The organism is Pseudomonas sp. AC242 (assembly GCF_979258655.1).
This window is the reverse complement of sequence record NZ_OZ409873.1, coordinates 1,422,066-1,438,348: the sequence shown is the minus strand read 5'-3', so window position 1 is coordinate 1,438,348 and position 16,283 is coordinate 1,422,066. Positions and strand designations below refer to the sequence as shown.

Here is a 16,283-nt window from a genome sequence, read left to right as displayed (position 1 = left end):
CGGCAACCTGTAGGGTCGCGTTTTTTGCGCCGTTTCGAGATCTTTCATGCAGGATGCAACCCTCCTCCGCCCGGCTCTGCTGGGCATCGACCTTGGCACCACCAACAGTCTGATCGCCGTCTGGCAGGACGGTCAGGCCCGACTGATTCCCAACGCTCTGGGCGATGTACTGACGCCCTCGGTGGTCAGCCTCGATGAAGACGACACCATTCTGGTCGGCAAAGCCGCCCGCGCCCGCCTGACCACGCACCCGGAGCGCAGCGCTGCAGCGTTCAAGCGTTTTATGGGCAGCGATAAACGCGTCCAGCTCGGTGCACGTCAGTTCAGCCCGGAAGAATTGTCGGCGCTGGTCCTCGGTTCGCTCAAGCAGGACGCCGAAGCCTTTCTCGGCCACCCGGTGTCGGAAGCGGTAATTTCCGTGCCGGCGTATTTCAGTGACGAGCAACGCAAACGCACGCTGTTTGCTGCTGAACTTGCCGGGCTCTCGGTGACACGCCTGATCAACGAGCCGACCGCTGCGGCCATGGCTTACGGGCTGCATGAGCAGAAATTCGAACGCACGCTGATCTTCGATCTGGGCGGCGGTACTTTCGACGTCACGGTACTGGAATACGCGTTGCCACTGATCGAAGTGCACGCCTCCACCGGCGACAACTTTCTCGGCGGCGAAGACTTCACTGCCGCGCTGTTGCAGGCCTGCCTGAAACATTGGCAACTGACTCCGGCAATGGTCGATGCGCAAAGCATGGCCAGCCTCGGCGACGCGCTGGAGCAACTGAAATGCAAACTCGCTGAAGGTGTTCAACATCTGAGCTGGCGCCATGGCGACAAGACGCTCGAATGGTCGCTGGACGAAGCGGCGGCAGTGAAAATCTGGGAGCCGCTGCTGGCGCGTTTGCGCGCGCCGATCGAACAGGCGCTGCGCGATGCCCGACTCAAGCCCCGTGACCTCGACAGCCTGGTGCTGGTCGGCGGCGCCACGCGCATGCCGGCGGTGCAGCAAATGGTCGCCACGCTGTTCGGACGCCTGCCGTACCGGCATCTTGATCCGGACACGATTGTTGCGCTGGGGGCGGCGACGCAAGCGGCGTGCAAGGCGCGTGACGGGGCGGTTGAAGAGTTGATTCTGACGGATGTCTGCCCGTATACGCTGGGGATTGCGACCATGCGTGGAGAAGACATCAAAGGTGCCTTCTCGCCCATCATCGAACGTAACACCATCATTCCGACGTCAAGGGTGGAGCGTTATTACACCACCCAGCCCAAGCAATCGCTGCTGCGCATCGCCGTCTATCAGGGTGAGCGGCCGTGGGTTTGCGACAACATTCTGATTGATGCTTTCGATGTCACGTTGACGCCCACTGAACACATCCAGGAACTGGACGTGCGCTTCAGTTATGACATCAACGGTCTGCTCGAAGTCGACGTCACCCTGCTCGAAACCGGCGAGCGTCACAGTCACAGCATCGACCGCAGCCCCACGGGTCTGGATGAGCAAGCACGCCGAGACAGCCATAACCGGCTGTCCACTCTGAAAGTCCATCCACGCGACGCGCTGCCCAACCGCACGTTGCTCGCCCGTCTGGAGCGGGCATGGATGCAAAGCCTCGGCACGCAACGCGAGCACATTGCCGAATGGCTGCACAACTTCACTACCGTGCTCGCCGGCCAGCAACCCTCGGAGATTGCCAGCCATCGCTCAGAGCTGAACAAGGCGCTGGATCAACTACGCCTCTAACCGTTGAGCCGCCGCAAGGCAGCCTGCAAGCCGCCGGACAGCATTTCGGAATCACCGCTGTCCGGCGGCACACCATAGCGGTTGGGCAACTTGTCACCGGGAAAGCCGAACAGCACCAAAGGCAGGAATGGCAGAACCGGCGTCAGCGCCATGAAGATCAGCAACGTCGGAATGCCCCGGCCCATGTCGTGCAAACGGCGCAGAATGGCGCCGAACAACAGCAGCACGGCCAATAGCAGGATAAGAATGCCTGCGCCCGTAGTGCCACTGATCAGCCCTGCCACCGGCGCAATCACCACGCAGGCCAAGACCTGAGCGATAAAAGCCTTACGCCCCAACCGCGATCCCAGACGCCAGATCGCTGTCGCCGGTACCGGCTGAACATCGCTTTTCGCCAGCAGCAATCGTTCCGACCAGGACAATAATGCGCACAAGGCCAGGCGCAGCCCGATGCTGTTCTGCACATCGTCCTTGCCCTGTTGCAGTTGGCGCAGGACGCGCGTTTTCGGCACCCCGGCAGCGCCATAGCGAATCAAGCCCTTGAGCGCATCCAGCGCTTCATACGCCAGCAGTTTGTCGACAGCAAAATCGGTCAGCACTTTGCGCGGCGGCCACACCGGTTCGCCTTTGATCAAACCGTCGCGGAAGCCTTCGAACCAATCGTCCTCACAACTGATCGCCGCGATCGATTGCAACAATGCGCGATGCTGCTCGGCACTCAGGCTCGGATCGTGATAGAGCACGCCCCAGAACATCATCAAACCCAGTAAATCGTCGCCACAGGCAGCACGATCACTTTCGAGGCAGGTGTAAAGCAGGCTATTGGCCGGCAACCGCACGCTGTCGAGTGCCTGCTGCACGCTGAACAATTGCTGCACCAACAAACCGTGCACCGGGTCATTGCCTTGCAGCCATCCGAGCAAACCGGCGCAATGGCCTTGCTCACGCTGCAAGCGCCGCAACAACGGTTGCAGACGACTCAACGGATGGGCCGGATTGAAAGGCAGGCGCTCCACGCACTGCGCGTCAACCATCTGCAGCCAGCGTTCGGGTTGTTCCAGCAATGCCAGCAAAAACAGGGTCTGCGCGTGCCACTCCCAAGTGGCTTCACCCAGCCCGACTGGCGGCAACGGGATCCCGCGCCGGCTTAACTGCAGAATCAAATCGAGTTCGGACAAGTCGCAGTCGTCTTTGACCGCAGCCAGCTTGAACGCGTCTGCCAGTCGTTCCAGCGCAATGTCGTTGTAAGGCCGCAAGCGACGCAGCCACAGCCGACAGACCTTGTGCGGCTCGCCCTCCGTCAGTACCTGCGGCAATGCCTGCGAAACCGAATTTGCGTCGCTGAACGCGCTCATGGCCAGCGCAATCGGTGCCCCGCCCAGCCAACGCAGGTGTTGCGCGGCCTGATATTTGAATCCGCTCATCACCAAGCTTTCGAGGGCATCGATCGGCAGCGGTGCATCCACAATCTGCTGCAACAACGCCGAATCACCCCGATGCAACGCCCAGGCGTGGCGGTACAGATGCAGCAATCGGCTGTCGGCATTTTCGCCGAGCAATTGCGCGAGCAATGGCAGTTCATCACCGCTCATGCGCCAATCGACAAAGCTTTGCGCGAGGCTATCAAGCGCTAATCTTCCGACACCCAGCCAACGGTTCAGCGTCTCGGGATGTTGTGACGGGCTGCCATACACCTGGCCGTCATCGCCGAGATCCTCCGACCAGTCAGAGCAGTCCTCGAGGCGATCGAATGCCTGAATCAGCAGAGGCAGAAAAGTCGGCTGGCGCTTGGCACACAGCTCCAGCAGACGACTTTCCGCCATCGGATGGCGATGCTCGTTCCACAGCCGGATCCAGCACGGCAATGCCTGATCGTCTCGCCCCAGCAGACTGTTCTGGCACGCCAACAGGTAAAGCCAGTCGACATCATCCGGTGCGGCAAGCTGCTGTTCGATACAGCACTGCAAAAACGTCGGCCCGCCGATGCCTGCCTGAGTGAACTGCACCAACAGGCGCTTGAGGAACGCGGCATCATTCGGCAATGGCAGGCAGGTGTGCCGACTGGCGAAGTCGGCGAACTCATGGAGTGGGCGCTGGGTGAAGATAAAATCGAGGCTACGGGCGTACCACAGCGATTCGGTCTGTGCAGCCTCTGACCAAGTTCCCATCAGATCCGTGTCGAACGGGTCAGGCGTTGCGATTCGCTGTAGAAAGGATTCGACCTGATGGGCGTCGTCGAACGCAAGATCCAGCAACTGCTGATCCCAGGCCATACGTTTGGCCAACAGATTCGCGCAGCGGTACGACAACGGGCCGGCGTCGGCCAGCCGGTGGTAAAGCCCCCAACTGAGTTCATCGAGCACGTCCAGTGACAGCTCATCCAGCCCCCGGACAAACACCTGCCACGCAGCAAAATTGAACCGGCGGGCGGGATCATCCAGCAACTCGCAGAAATCCACGAACGCCTGAGGGACCTCGACGACCTCCTGCTCTAACGCTGGTGATTGTTCCTCGTACTCTTCTTCCTCATCCCCTTCCTCTCGCGCCAGACGCAGGGCGTTTTCGTAGGCCATGCGCAGCGCCTGAAACCCTTGCGGATCGGTCTCCGGGTGATGCGCCGGCAAACGTGCGCGGTAGGCGTTGCGAATCAGGTTTTCGTCGTTAGTAGGCTCGATGCCCAGGCGGATCCAGCAACTCATGACCAGTCGAACTCCTTGAGCGATGCCGGGCGCGGCGGCAAATCAATTTCCATGTGCCACGGCAAATCAGCAAGGAACTGAGGGATGTTCTCGGCAAGACCGCGGGCAATCCGCACGTTAAGGGCGTTGGCGCCTTGTCGATCCAGCTCACGCGCAAGCTCATCGTCGCTGGCGCTCAGGCACGACCAAAACGTCCGGCCCACCACAAAGCCATCGAAGTAAGCCATCCAGCTGCCGTAGTGAAATTGCGCTCTGAGGGCCAAACGACTGTGCAGCCAGTTGCTTTCGTCCAGATCGATCCACTGATTGCGCACCGCGCAACGCAAGAGAAAGCCCATGCGGCCATAGTCCCAGGACAAAATCCCGCCCGGCCCACAACTGCCGAACGTGCGACTGGCAAACTCATGCAGGATGCGTTCGCGGGGAGTGAGATCTTCAAGCAAGGCCTGCCATTCACTTGGCAGACAACGCTGCCAAGCCAAATAGGCCGCGCTGAGGTGCTTGGCATGGCCGTCGTCGGTCATCCGTTCGAGCATGTCGAACAATTGCCCACGGTCGTCGATACCCCAGCTGTCTTTCAGGTCGATGTAGCGATCGTTGCAGAAGGCCGGGTCGTCGTAGCTGGCGCCGGTATTGATCGCCGCCATTGGCGCAGACAAAGCGCACAGCCAGCGCTGTTGAATATCGTCCATGAAAAAAGGCTCCAGGCCGACCGGTGAGGAATGGGGGTCGGCAAAACTGCCGCGGATTGTAGAGAAACCGCCGCCAGCGGCAAAGTCGAACAACGGTTTTCTTTCGCCCACAAAAAAGGCCCCGACGTAGCGGGGCCTTCATTCAGCGGCTCATCGTCCGTTCAGACGATTGTGTTGCGGCACGTGACTCAGTGCTGCAACGCCGGCTTCTGCGTCCCGTTGATCGGGATGCGTTTGGCTTTCGCCTCTTCCGGGATCACACGCAGCAGGTCGATGCTCAGCAGACCATTGCTCAGATCCGCAGCCTTGATCTCGATGTGATCGGCCAGGCGGAAGGACAGCTTGAAAGCACGCTGGGCAATGCCCTGATGCAGGAAGGTCACGCCTTCATTGGCATCACGCTTGCCGCCACTGATGGTCAGCACACCTTTTTCGACTTGCAGCTCCAGGTCTTCTTCCTGGAAACCGGCTGCCGCTACAACGATGCGGTATTGGTCATCACCGTGCTTTTCCACGTTGTAAGGTGGGTAGCTGCTGCCCGGCTCGTTGCGCAGAGCGGTTTCGAACAGGTCGTTGAAACGGTCGAAACCCACCGAGGAACGGAACAGTGGTGCGAGGGAAAATGCAGTACTCATGGTTCAAATCTCCTGAAAACAATCAGCAAGGTTTTTTGACTCCGCGACCCGAATTCGGCATCGCGTAACCCTTAAATAGGGACCACTGAAATGATTTCAAGAGATTATTTGCAGATTTTTTTCAGGCCGCTTCGGCAACCGGCAGACCGAGTAAACGCGAGACATGATCCGGCTCAGTTTCACGACGCAGCACGGTAAACAGTTCAGTGGCCTCGGGATAATTGCGCGTCAGCATGGCCAGCCATTGCTTCAAACGGCCCGGCGACTGACGTGCAGTCATCTGCGCTTTGGCTTGCAGCCAGAAGTCCTGGATCAGCGGCATCAGCTCGGCCCAGGTCATCTCGACCACTTCTTCGCCAGCGCGGGCGGCAGCGATTTGCCTGGCCAGATCCGGACGCGACACCAGTCCGCGGCCGAGCATGATGTCTTCCACGCCACTGATTTCGCGGCAACGACGCCAGTCCTCGACGCTCCAGATATCGCCGTTGGCGAACACCGGGACTTTGACCACGTCTTGTACGCGTGGAATCCACTCCCAATGTGCGGGCGGTTTGTAGCCGTCCATTTTCGTACGGGCGTGAACCACAATGTGCTCGGCGCCGCCCTCAGCCAATGCCGTGGCGCAGACCAGCGAACCGTCGGGGCTGTCGAAGCCCAGGCGCATTTTCGCGGTCACGGGAATGTGCGCGGGTACGGCGCGGCGCACGTGCTCGACGATCTGGTTAAGCAATTCCGGCTCTTTGAGCAGCACGGCGCCGCCCCGGGATTTGTTCACAGTCTTGGCCGGGCAGCCGAAGTTGAGGTCGATCACTTCGGAGCCGAGTTCGCAGGCCAGTGCAGCGTTTTCCGCCAGGCATACAGGATCGGAGCCGAGCAATTGCACGCGCAATGGCACGCCGGATGCGGTACGCGCGCCATTGAGCAGCTCAGGGCCGAACTTGTGAAAGTAGGCTGGAGTGAGCAACTGGTCGTTGACGCGAATGAATTCGGTCACGCACCAGTCGATGCCGCCAACGCGGGTCAGCACGTCGCGGAGAATGTCGTCGACCAACCCCTCCATGGGTGCCAGAGCAATTTGCATGGGGAAAACACTACTTATGGAAAAAACGTGCGGCAGTTTACTGGATATCGCGCAAATCCGCAGATCCCTTGTAGGAGCTGCCGAAGGCTGCGATCTTTTGATTTTGCTGTTTGCAGATCAAGATCAAAAGATCGCAGCCTTCGGCAGCTCCTACAGGGATCGGGTCAGGCTAGTGCCAGGATCGCCGGTCCGTAGCCCTCGACGAACTCGACCGGCATGCGCTTTGGCTTGCCCGTGGACAGCTCGATACAGACGAAAGTGGTTTGCGCACGCAACAGCGTGGTGTTGTCACTCGGGCGCTTGAGCTGGAAATGCCGGGTCATTTTCAGGCGCTGATCCCAATCGACAATCCAGGTCGCCAATTGCAGTTCGTCGCCTTCATAGGCCGCAGCCAGATAATCGATCTCGTGACGAACCACGGCCATTGCCCGATCCAGGCGCCGATACTCGACCAGATCCAGGCCCAGACGCTGCGAGTGGCGCCAGGCGCAGCGCTCCAGCCAGGTCACGTACACCGCGTTGTTCGCGTGCCCCAAGCCGTCGATATCCTCGGCGCCTACTTGCAGATCAATGGTAAACGGCGTTGCCCGATCCCAGCCCATGCCCCACTCCCGGTCAATGTATTCAACCGGGGCAGTGTAACGGAGCTCAGGCTGATTGGCGCGCCTGGAGGCTGCGGCCGGCCAGCAGTGATAACACGCCATCAACCACGCGAGGGTCGGCCAGCACGCGCTGATGACCGCCGCCCTCAAGCCGCAGCAAGCGACTGTCGAACCAGGATTCGTGGATCAGTTGCGACTCTTTGACCGAGACAAAGTTGTCGTCCTCGGCATGCACGATCAGGCCGGGCATATCCAGTTGATAGTGGGCAACGTCGAGCGTAGCGGCGCGCATCCCGACATCTTGCTCGACCTGGCGGATGAAGGCGGAACGCGCTCGCGGCGGCATACCGACGTAGCGGGCAAAACCGCGCAGCACACCAAGAATTCGCGCAGGTGCGGCGATGCTGACGAGGGTTTCGGTGCGCAAGCCCAGTTGCACAGCGAGCATGGCGCTGGCGCCGCCCATGGAGTGACCGATCACCGCTTGCAGTGGCGGCAGTTCGGCAGCGGCTTCGAGCATTGCCCGAGCGAACAACACGACATTGGCTTCACGCCCCGGCGAACGACCATGGGCCGGACCATCGAGCGCCACAACGGTGTAACCGGCATCGACCAGTGCAGTGATCAGCGCGGCAAACTGGGTTGGCCGCCCTTCCCAACCGTGCATCAGCAGCACCGTCGGGCCTTGACCCCAGCGCAGCGCCGAGAGGCCAAAGCGCAAGGTGATCCGTTCAGAGCTCGCCAACAACGGCAACTCCCAATCCCGCAGCGGCAGCGAACGCGGCGTCATGAACGCCAGGCGCATTTTGCTCGCCACTCGTTGCGGTGCAATCCAGCCCAAGGTGCCATTAACGCCACGAACCCACTTCAACGTGTTCATCGCTCTCTCCTCAGGCGTGCTGCCTTCAGGTCAACGCACCGCCGACTTGGCAGCGCGCAGCAATCGATCGGATAAATCTCCCGGGCCCAGCGCCCTGGCGAGCGCCAGACCACCCACCATCAAGGCCACGTCGGCCAGGGCTTTGTCGGTGTCCTCGGGACTGGACGCCAACTGCGCGATCATCAACTCCAGGTGTTCGTTCAGCGCGATGCGGAACGATTCCGGCAAACGACCCAACTCGCCAATCGAAGCTGGAATCGGGCACGCGGCATCGCTGGAATCACGGTGCTTGCGCGACAGATAGAACGCGGCAACCAAGGCGCGGCGCTCTTCGCCGGTCAATTCGGCATCCATGTCGGCAATCAGGTCGCGGCGGCGACCGAGTAATTGCTTGAACGCTTCGAGCATCATTGCGTCCTTGCTTTCGAAGTGCGCATAGAAGCCACCGACGGTGAGGCCGGCTGCGCCCATCACTTCGCCCACGCTAGGGTCCGCCGGGCCACGCTGAATCAATGCAGCGCTGGCAGCCTTGAGGATGCGTTCGCGGGTTTGAGCTTTTTTATCGTTCATCGTTGCCTCCGAATATTACGACTAGAATATTATTCGCATAATAATATTCTGCAAGTCAAGGATATGACCGCTGGTCTGAAGCACAGTGTAAGGAAAAAGGAGAATTGGCCAAACGCCAGACAAACAAAAGGGCCATTCAATAATTGAATGACCCTTATAAAATCCCGCAGAGCGGGTAATCGTGGCGTCCCCTAGGGGACTCGAACCCCTGTTACCGCCGTGAAAGGGCGGTGTCCTAGGCCACTAGACGAAGGGGACACAAACCTTCTATACAACTGATCAGCGCTGAGAACTGATCGATTCAAGGCCGGTGTGGCCAGACCTTGAATTGTAAATTGGTGGAGCTAAGCGGGATCGAACCGCTGACCTCCTGCATGCCATGCAGGCGCTCTCCCAGCTGAGCTATAGCCCCGGATTTTTCGCCTCGCGGCGGAGCGACATTTTGCAACATCGCTTCTGTAAAACTGGCGTCCCCTAGGGGACTCGAACCCCTGTTACCGCCGTGAAAGGGCGGTGTCCTAGGCCACTAGACGAAGGGGACGCAAACCCTTCTATACAACTGATCAACGCTGAGTGTTGATCGCTTCAAGGCCGGTGTGGCCAGACCTTGAAGTGTAAATTGGTGGAGCTAAACGGGATCGAACCGTTGACCTCTTGCATGCCATGCAAGCGCTCTCCCAGCTGAGCTATAGCCCCTCATCGTTGATGTCATCGCTGAGGACGGGGCGAATCTTAAGGGCGTATCGAAAGCCTGTCAAACTTATTTTTGAAATTTTTCAAAGTTTTTCGTCGGCATAACAATCACTTACCGCCCTCCCCCGTAAATCCGGGACTTGGGATAAAGCATGCCCCTGTAGGAGCTGCCGCAGGCTGCGATCTTTTGACGTTGCCGTTTAAAGATCAAGATCAAAAGATCGCAGCCTTCGGCAGCTCCTACAGGGGGGTTAAGTTATCAGGCGATAGCGCCCAGCAGTTTTTCCCACTCTTTGTTTTCTTTCTTCGACACGCCGCCCAGCAGGTCGATCGCCTGACGCAGACGATAACGGGTCAGGTCCGGGCCAAGGATTTCCATCGCATCGAGTACCGACACCGAACTCGCCTGCCCGGTGATCGCCGCGAACATCAGCGGCATCGCATCGCGCAGCTTCAACTCCAGCGATTCGACCACTGCCTGAATCGTCGCGGTGATGTTGTCCTTCTCCCACTGACGCAGGCTTTCCAGCTTCCACAGGATCAACTGCATCAACTGGCGAACCTGATCACCCGAAAGCTTCTTCGATTCGAACAGCTTGGCATCCGGGTTAACGCCACCAGCGAAGAAGAACCCGCCCAGCGGTGCAACCTGGCTGAAGGTTTCGACGCGACCCTGAACATGCGGCGCGATCTTCATCATGTATTCGGAATTGAACGCCCACTTCTGCACGCGTGCGGCGAACTCTTCCACCGGCAGATCACGCAGCCACTGGCCGTTTAGCCACGACAGCTTCTCGATGTCGAAGATCGGCCCGCCCAGCGAAACACGCTTGAGGTCGAAGTTGTCGACCATTTCCTGCAGCGAAAACTTCTCGCGCTCGTCCGGCATCGACCAGCCCATGCGACCGAGGTAGTTGAGCATCGCTTCCGGCATGAAGCCCATGCGCTCGTAGAACGTCACCGAAGTCGGGTTCTTGCGCTTGGACAACTTGCTCTTGTCCGGGTTACGCAGCAGCGGCATGTAGCACAGCTCTGGTTGCTCCCAGCCGAAGTATTCGTACAGCAGAATCAGTTTCGGTGCCGATGGCAGCCATTCTTCGCCGCGCAGGACGTGGGTGATGCCCATCAGGTGATCGTCGACGACGTTGGCGAGGAAGTACGTTGGCAGGCCGTCGGTCTTCATCAGCACTTGCATGTCCATGCGATCCCACGGGATCTCGACATCACCACGGAGCATGTCCGGCACCACGCAAACGCCTTCGCTCGGCACCTTCATGCGGATCACGTGGGGTTCGCCAGCGGCCAGACGAGCGGCGACTTCTTCTTTCGACAGCAGCAGCGCGCGGCCGTCGTAGCGTGGCGTTTCGCCGCGAGCCATTTGCTCGGCGCGCATCTGATCCAGCTCTTCAGCGGTGCAGAAGCACGGGAACGCATGGCCCATGTCGACCAGTTGCTGGCAGTACTTCTGATAGATGTCGCCACGCTCGCTCTGCCGGTACGGGCCGTGCGGCCCGCCAACGTCCGGGCCTTCGCTCCAGTCGATGCCCAGCCAGCGCAGGGCGTCGAAGATCTGCTGTTCGGACTCGCGGGTCGAACGCAACTGGTCGGTGTCTTCGATGCGCAGGATGAACTCACCGCCATGCTGCTTGGCAAAGCAGTAGTTGAACAATGCGATGTAAGCGGTACCTACGTGGGGATCCCCGGTAGGCGATGGCGCGATGCGAGTGCGGACGGTGGTCATGGCATGTCTCGAAAAGAATGAAAAGCAAAACAATCAAGCGGCGAATGGTAACAGGCGACACCCGCCCCGCTCCAGCAGGCAGGGCATTTAAGCCAAGTTTGCGTCTGTAACGCCGGTAAGCCGTGGTGAATGGGCAAATATCAGCGGATGGCATTTACCGTTTATCGGCTGTATGCCAGATTCGCCTGCTGATAACTTTCCTTACAATTCCTCGACTACAGTTTGCCCATGCCTGCCCAACTCAAGCGTCGCCTGTTGATTTTCCTGCTGCTGGTCCTGTTGATTGCCGGGGGCTTCTTCGCCCACTGGTTTTTCAAGGGACGCTTTTATGAAAGCACCGACAACGCCTATGTCCAGGGCGAAATCACCCGTGTGTCGAGCCAACTGAGCGCGCGCATCGATGAAGTGCTGGTGCAGGACAATCAGCACGTGGAAAAAGGCCAGCTACTGGTGCGCCTGGAACCGAATGATTTCCGCCTGGCCATCGATCGCGCCAATGCCGCCCTCGCCACCCGCGAAGCCGAGCGCCTGCAGGCGCAAAGCAAATTGACTCAGCAATCGAGCCTGATCGCCGCCAGCGATGCGCAAGTGGCGACCACCCAAGCGACACTTGGCCGCTCGCAGATGGATTTGTCGCGCGCCGAAACCCTGCGCAAACCCGGTTACGTTTCCGAAGAACGCGTGACCACCCTCTCCGCCGACGCCCACATTGCCCGCTCGCAAGTGGCCAAGGCGCAAGCCGACGCACAAGGCCAGCGTCAGCAAGTCAACGCCCTGAACGCCGAAATCAAACGCCTCGACGCGCAGATCGCCAACGCTCGCGCCGATCTCGCGCAAGCCGAACTCAACCTGACCCGCAGTGAAATCCACGCACCGATCAGCGGTCTCGTCGGCCAGCGCGCCGCGCGCAACGGCCAAGTGGTGCAGGCCGGTGCCTATCTGCTGTCGATCGTCCCGGACGAAGATATCTGGGTGCAGGCCAACTTCAAGGAAACCCAGATCGGCCATATGCAACCCGGTCAGAAAGCCGAACTGACCTTCGACGCCTACGGCGACACACCGATCGAAGCGCGGGTCGACAGTCTGTTCGCCGCTTCCGGTGCGCAGTTCAGCCTGCTGCCACCGGACAACGCCACCGGCAACTTCACCAAAGTCGTGCAGCGGATTCCGGTGAAGTTGACGTTCAAGGCCGACAACCCGCTGCACGGCAAGATCCGTCCGGGCATGTCCGTCACCGCCACCGTGAACATCAAAGACGCCCCGGACAATGGCCGGTGATTCGCTGATCCGCCCGGTCGGCGAGCCGACTCGGCGCGACTGGATTGCGGTGATGAGCGTAATGCTCGGCGCTTTTATGGCCGTGCTCGACATCCAGATCACCAACTCTTCTTTGAAGGATATTCAGGGCGCCTTGTCGGCGACACTGGAAGAAGGCTCGTGGATTTCCACCTCGTATCTGGTCGCGGAAATCATCATGATCCCGCTGACCGCGTGGCTGGTGCAGTTGTTGTCGGCGCGTCGGCTGGCGGTGTGGGTGTCGCTGGGTTTTCTGGCTTCGTCGTTGCTCTGCTCGATGGCGTGGAGCCTGGAGAGCATGATCGTCTTTCGCGCCATGCAGGGTTTCACCGGTGGCGCGCTGATCCCGCTGGCGTTCACCCTGACCCTGATCAAACTCCCCGAACACCACCGCGCCAAAGGCATGGCGATGTTCGCCATGACCGCCACGTTCGCGCCATCAATCGGTCCGACGCTGGGCGGCTGGCTCACGGAAAACTGGGGCTGGGAGTACATTTTCTATATCAACATCCCGCCGGGCCTGATCATGATCGCCGGACTGATGTACGGACTAGAGAAGAAAGAAGCGCACTGGGAACTGCTGAAAAGCACCGACTACACCGGCATCCTCACGCTGGGAGTCGGCCTCGGTTGCCTGCAAGTCTTTCTTGAAGAAGGCCATCGCAAGGACTGGCTCGAATCGAGCCTGATCGTGACCCTGGGCAGCATCGCCCTGCTCAGCCTGATTACCTTTGTGATCGTGCAGATTTCCAAACCGAATCCGCTGATCAACCTTGGCATTCTGCGCAATCGCAACTTTGGCTTGTCGAGTATTTCCAGCCTGGGCATGGGTGTCGGGTTGTACGGTTCGATCTATCTGTTGCCGCTGTATCTGGCGCAGATCCAGAACTACAACGCCCTGCAGATCGGCGAAGTGATCATGTGGATGGGCGTGCCGCAGCTGTTCCTGATTCCGCTGGTGCCGAAGCTGATGAAGTTTGTTTCGCCGAAATGGCTGTGCACGATCGGCTTTGGGCTGTTCGGGCTGGCGAGTTTTTCTTCGGGGGTGCTCAACCCGGACTTTGCCGGGCCGCAGTTCAATCAGATTCAGATCATTAGGGCGTTGGGGCAGCCGTTGATCATGGTGACGATTTCGCTGATTGCCACGGCGTACATCCTGCCGCAGGACGCGGGGTCGGCGTCGAGTCTGTTCAATATTCTGCGTAACCTCGGCGGTGCGATCGGCATTGCCTTGCTGGCGACGCTGCTGGATGCGCGCACCAAGACTTACTTCGATTATTTGCGCGAGGCGGTGGTGCCGACCAATCCGCAGGTGGCTGAGCGGCTGGCATCGATGACGGATCGGTTTGGCAGTGACACGGCGGCGCTGGGCAAACTGAGTGAAATCGTCCATCAACAGGCGGCGATCATGGCTTACAACGATGCGTTTCACTTTGTCGGGATTGCGCTGGGGATCAGCATGTTGGCGATCTTGTTGACCAAGAAACTGCCGCAAGGGCTGAAGGCTGGGGAGTCACACTAACTGCAACTGATCGTTCCCATGCTCCGCGTGGGAATGACTCCGGTGACGCTCTGCGTCACAGCGGACGCGGAGCGTCCGGGCTGCATTCCCACGCAGAGCGTGGGAACGATCCTCCTTACACAGCCAAAAGCCGCTCGCGCAGTTTGGCAATCTCATCACGCATCTGCGCCGCCGCTTCAAACTCCAGATCCCGCGCCAGCTGATACATCTTCTCTTCCAGCGCACGAATGCGTTTGGTGATCTCGCTCGGCGAACGCAATTCGGCTTCGTACTTGGCGTTCTCTTCGGCGGCCTTGGCCATGCCTTTGCGCTTCTTGCTGCGCGAGCCCGGCACGGTGGCGCCTTCCATGATGTCGGCGACGTCCTTGATCACACCGCGCGGGGTGATGCCGTTTTCCAGGTTGAAGGCGATCTGCTTGTCGCGACGCCGCTCGGTCTCGCCGATCGCGCGCTCCATCGAACCGGTCATGCGATCGGCATAGAGAATCGCCCGACCATTGAGGTTACGCGCCGCGCGGCCAATGGTCTGAATCAGCGAACGCTCGGAGCGCAGGAAACCTTCCTTGTCCGCATCGAGAATCGCCACCAGCGACACTTCCGGCATGTCCAGACCTTCACGCAGCAAATTGATCCCGACCAGCACATCAAAAGTGCCAAGGCGCAGATCGCGGATGATCTCGACTCGCTCAACCGTATCGATGTCCGAGTGCAGATAACGCACACGCACGCCATGGTCGGCAAGGTAATCGGTAAGGTCTTCGGCCATGCGCTTGGTCAGCGTGGTGACCAGCACCCGCTCTTCGACCGCCACGCGTTTGCTGATTTCCGAGAGCAGATCGTCGACCTGAGTCAGCGCCGGGCGCACCTCAACCTGCGGGTCGACCAGACCGGTCGGCCGTACCACTTGCTCGACCACGCGCCCGGCGTGCTCGGCTTCGTAATTGCCCGGGGTCGCCGAGACAAAAATGGTCTGTGGGCTGACCCCTTCCCACTCGTCAAAACGCATCGGCCGGTTATCCAGTGCCGACGGCAGACGGAAGCCGTATTCGACGAGGGTTTCCTTGCGCGAACGGTCGCCCTTATACATCGCGCCGACCTGCGGCACGCTGACGTGGGATTCGTCGATCACCAGCAAGGCATCGGCCGGCAGGTAATCGTAGAGCGTCGGCGGCGCAGCGCCGGCCGGACGCCCGGACAGATAGCGCGAGTAGTTTTCGATACCGTTGCAGTAACCCAGTTCGAGGATCATTTCCAGGTCGAAACGGGTGCGCTGCTCCAGCCGCTGAGCCTCGACCAGTTTGTTGTTGCTGCGCAGGTATTCGAGGCGCTCCTGCAATTCGACTTTGATGTGTTCGATGGCGTCGAGCAGGGTTTCCCGAGGCGTCACATAGTGGCTCTTCGGGTAGAAGGTGAAACGCGGCATCTTGCGGATGACTTCGCCGGTCAGCGGGTCGAACGCGGAAATGCTTTCGACTTCGTCATCGAACAGCTCGATACGGATCGCTTCCAGATCGGATTCCGCCGGATAGATGTCGATCACGTCACCGCGAACACGGAAGGTCGCGCGGGCAAAATCCATGTCATTGCGGGTGTATTGCAGGTCGGCCAGACGCCGTAGCAGCGCACGCTGATCGAGTTTGTCGCCGCGATCGACATGCAGCACCATCTTCAAATAGGTTTCCGGGCTGCCCAGACCGTAGATACACGACACCGTGGTGACGATGATCGCGTCCTTGCGCTCGAGCAGCGCTTTGGTCGCGGACAGACGCATCTGCTCGATGTGGTCGTTGATCGACGCGTCCTTCTCGATGAAGGTGTCGGACGACGGCACATAGGCTTCGGGCTGATAGTAGTCGTAGTAGGAAACGAAGTATTCAACGGCGTTATTCGGGAAAAACGCCTTGAACTCGCCGTACAACTGCGCGGCGAGGGTCTTGTTCGGCGCCAGCACCAGCGTCGGGCGCTGAATCTGCGAGATGACATTGGCGATACTGAAGGTCTTGCCCGAGCCGGTCACACCGAGCAGCGTCTGGTGCGCCAGCCCGGCTTCGATACCCTCGACCAATTGGCGAATGGCTTCCGGTTGATCGCCGGCGGGCTCGAAGCGGGTGACGAGCTGGAATTCGGACATATA

12 protein-coding genes and 4 tRNA genes are annotated in these 16,283 nt (G+C 59.7%); 3 read left to right on the top strand and 13 right to left on the bottom strand.

Going from position 1 to position 16,283, the window contains the following annotated elements; genetic code table 11:
• Positions 1 to 46: 46 nt before the first annotated feature.
• Positions 47 to 1,738 (top strand): Hsp70 family protein, encoded by a 1,692-nt coding sequence (locus ACZZ0A_RS06425; protein WP_414915417.1) that lies wholly within the window; start codon positions 47 to 49, stop codon positions 1,736 to 1,738.
• Here ACZZ0A_RS06425 and ACZZ0A_RS06420 read toward each other — a convergent pair.
• The 12 genes from ACZZ0A_RS06420 to gltX all read right to left on the bottom strand — a co-directional run bounded on the left by ACZZ0A_RS06420 (position 1,735) and on the right by gltX (position 11,331).
• Positions 1,735 to 4,437 carry a DUF805 domain-containing protein gene (locus tag ACZZ0A_RS06420; protein ID WP_463542669.1) on the bottom strand — a complete coding sequence of 901 codons (2,703 nt, stop codon included), beginning with the start codon at positions 4,435 to 4,437 and terminating at the stop codon, positions 1,735 to 1,737. The two genes, ACZZ0A_RS06425 and ACZZ0A_RS06420, sit on opposite strands and share 4 nt — an antisense overlap.
• On the bottom strand, positions 4,434 to 5,129 hold the full coding sequence (locus ACZZ0A_RS06415; protein ID WP_007913435.1) for a DUF1266 domain-containing protein: 696 nt from the start codon (positions 5,127 to 5,129) through the stop codon (positions 4,434 to 4,436). Before ACZZ0A_RS06415 ends, ACZZ0A_RS06420 begins: the two co-directional genes overlap by 4 nt.
• Before the next feature lie 188 nt (positions 5,130 to 5,317).
• Positions 5,318 to 5,764 carry an Hsp20 family protein gene (locus tag ACZZ0A_RS06410; RefSeq protein ID WP_007913433.1) on the bottom strand — a complete coding sequence of 149 codons (447 nt, stop codon included), beginning with the start codon at positions 5,762 to 5,764 and terminating at the stop codon, positions 5,318 to 5,320.
• 121 nt (positions 5,765 to 5,885) lie between these two features.
• Positions 5,886 to 6,845 (bottom strand): tRNA dihydrouridine synthase, encoded by a 960-nt coding sequence (locus tag ACZZ0A_RS06405; RefSeq protein ID WP_007913426.1) that lies wholly within the window; start codon positions 6,843 to 6,845, stop codon positions 5,886 to 5,888.
• Between the two features lie 164 nt (positions 6,846 to 7,009).
• On the bottom strand, positions 7,010 to 7,447 hold the full coding sequence (locus tag ACZZ0A_RS06400; protein WP_123374808.1) for an acyl-CoA thioesterase: 438 nt from the start codon (positions 7,445 to 7,447) through the stop codon (positions 7,010 to 7,012).
• A gap of 46 nt (positions 7,448 to 7,493) precedes the next feature.
• Positions 7,494 to 8,327 (bottom strand): alpha/beta fold hydrolase, encoded by an 834-nt coding sequence (locus ACZZ0A_RS06395; RefSeq protein WP_007913423.1) that lies wholly within the window; start codon positions 8,325 to 8,327, stop codon positions 7,494 to 7,496.
• Between the two features lie 30 nt (positions 8,328 to 8,357).
• Positions 8,358 to 8,897: a TetR/AcrR family transcriptional regulator gene (locus ACZZ0A_RS06390; protein ID WP_007913421.1), complete on the bottom strand. Its 540-nt coding sequence runs from the start codon at positions 8,895 to 8,897 to the stop codon at positions 8,358 to 8,360.
• Positions 8,898 to 9,079: 182 nt separating this feature from the next.
• Positions 9,080 to 9,155 (bottom strand) — tRNA-Glu (locus ACZZ0A_RS06385).
• A 78-nt stretch (positions 9,156 to 9,233) separates the two neighbouring features.
• A tRNA-Ala gene (locus tag ACZZ0A_RS06380) sits at positions 9,234 to 9,309 on the bottom strand.
• 53 nt (positions 9,310 to 9,362) lie between these two features.
• A tRNA-Glu gene (locus ACZZ0A_RS06375) sits at positions 9,363 to 9,438 on the bottom strand.
• A gap of 79 nt (positions 9,439 to 9,517) precedes the next feature.
• A tRNA-Ala gene (locus ACZZ0A_RS06370) sits at positions 9,518 to 9,593 on the bottom strand.
• A gap of 256 nt (positions 9,594 to 9,849) precedes the next feature.
• Positions 9,850 to 11,331, bottom strand: coding sequence for a glutamate--tRNA ligase (gene gltX / locus ACZZ0A_RS06365; RefSeq protein WP_007913414.1), 1,482 nt, complete (start codon positions 11,329 to 11,331; stop codon positions 9,850 to 9,852).
• Between the two features lie 228 nt (positions 11,332 to 11,559).
• Here gltX and ACZZ0A_RS06360 point away from each other — a divergent pair, with 228 nt between their 5' ends.
• The gene (locus tag ACZZ0A_RS06360; RefSeq protein ID WP_095111759.1) at positions 11,560 to 12,609 is read left to right on the top strand and encodes an HlyD family secretion protein; all 1,050 of its coding nucleotides are present in this window, start codon (positions 11,560 to 11,562) and stop codon (positions 12,607 to 12,609) included.
• Entirely contained in the window at positions 12,599 to 14,149 is a 1,551-nt protein-coding gene (locus ACZZ0A_RS06355) for an MDR family MFS transporter (protein WP_007913412.1), read from the top strand. The genes ACZZ0A_RS06360 and ACZZ0A_RS06355 overlap by 11 nt, the downstream gene beginning before the upstream one ends.
• A gap of 115 nt (positions 14,150 to 14,264) precedes the next feature.
• On the opposite strand, the gene uvrB is transcribed toward ACZZ0A_RS06355, so the two are convergent.
• Entirely contained in the window at positions 14,265 to 16,280 is a 2,016-nt protein-coding gene (uvrB, locus tag ACZZ0A_RS06350; RefSeq protein ID WP_007913411.1) for an excinuclease ABC subunit UvrB, read from the bottom strand.
• Positions 16,281 to 16,283 lie beyond the last annotated feature (3 nt).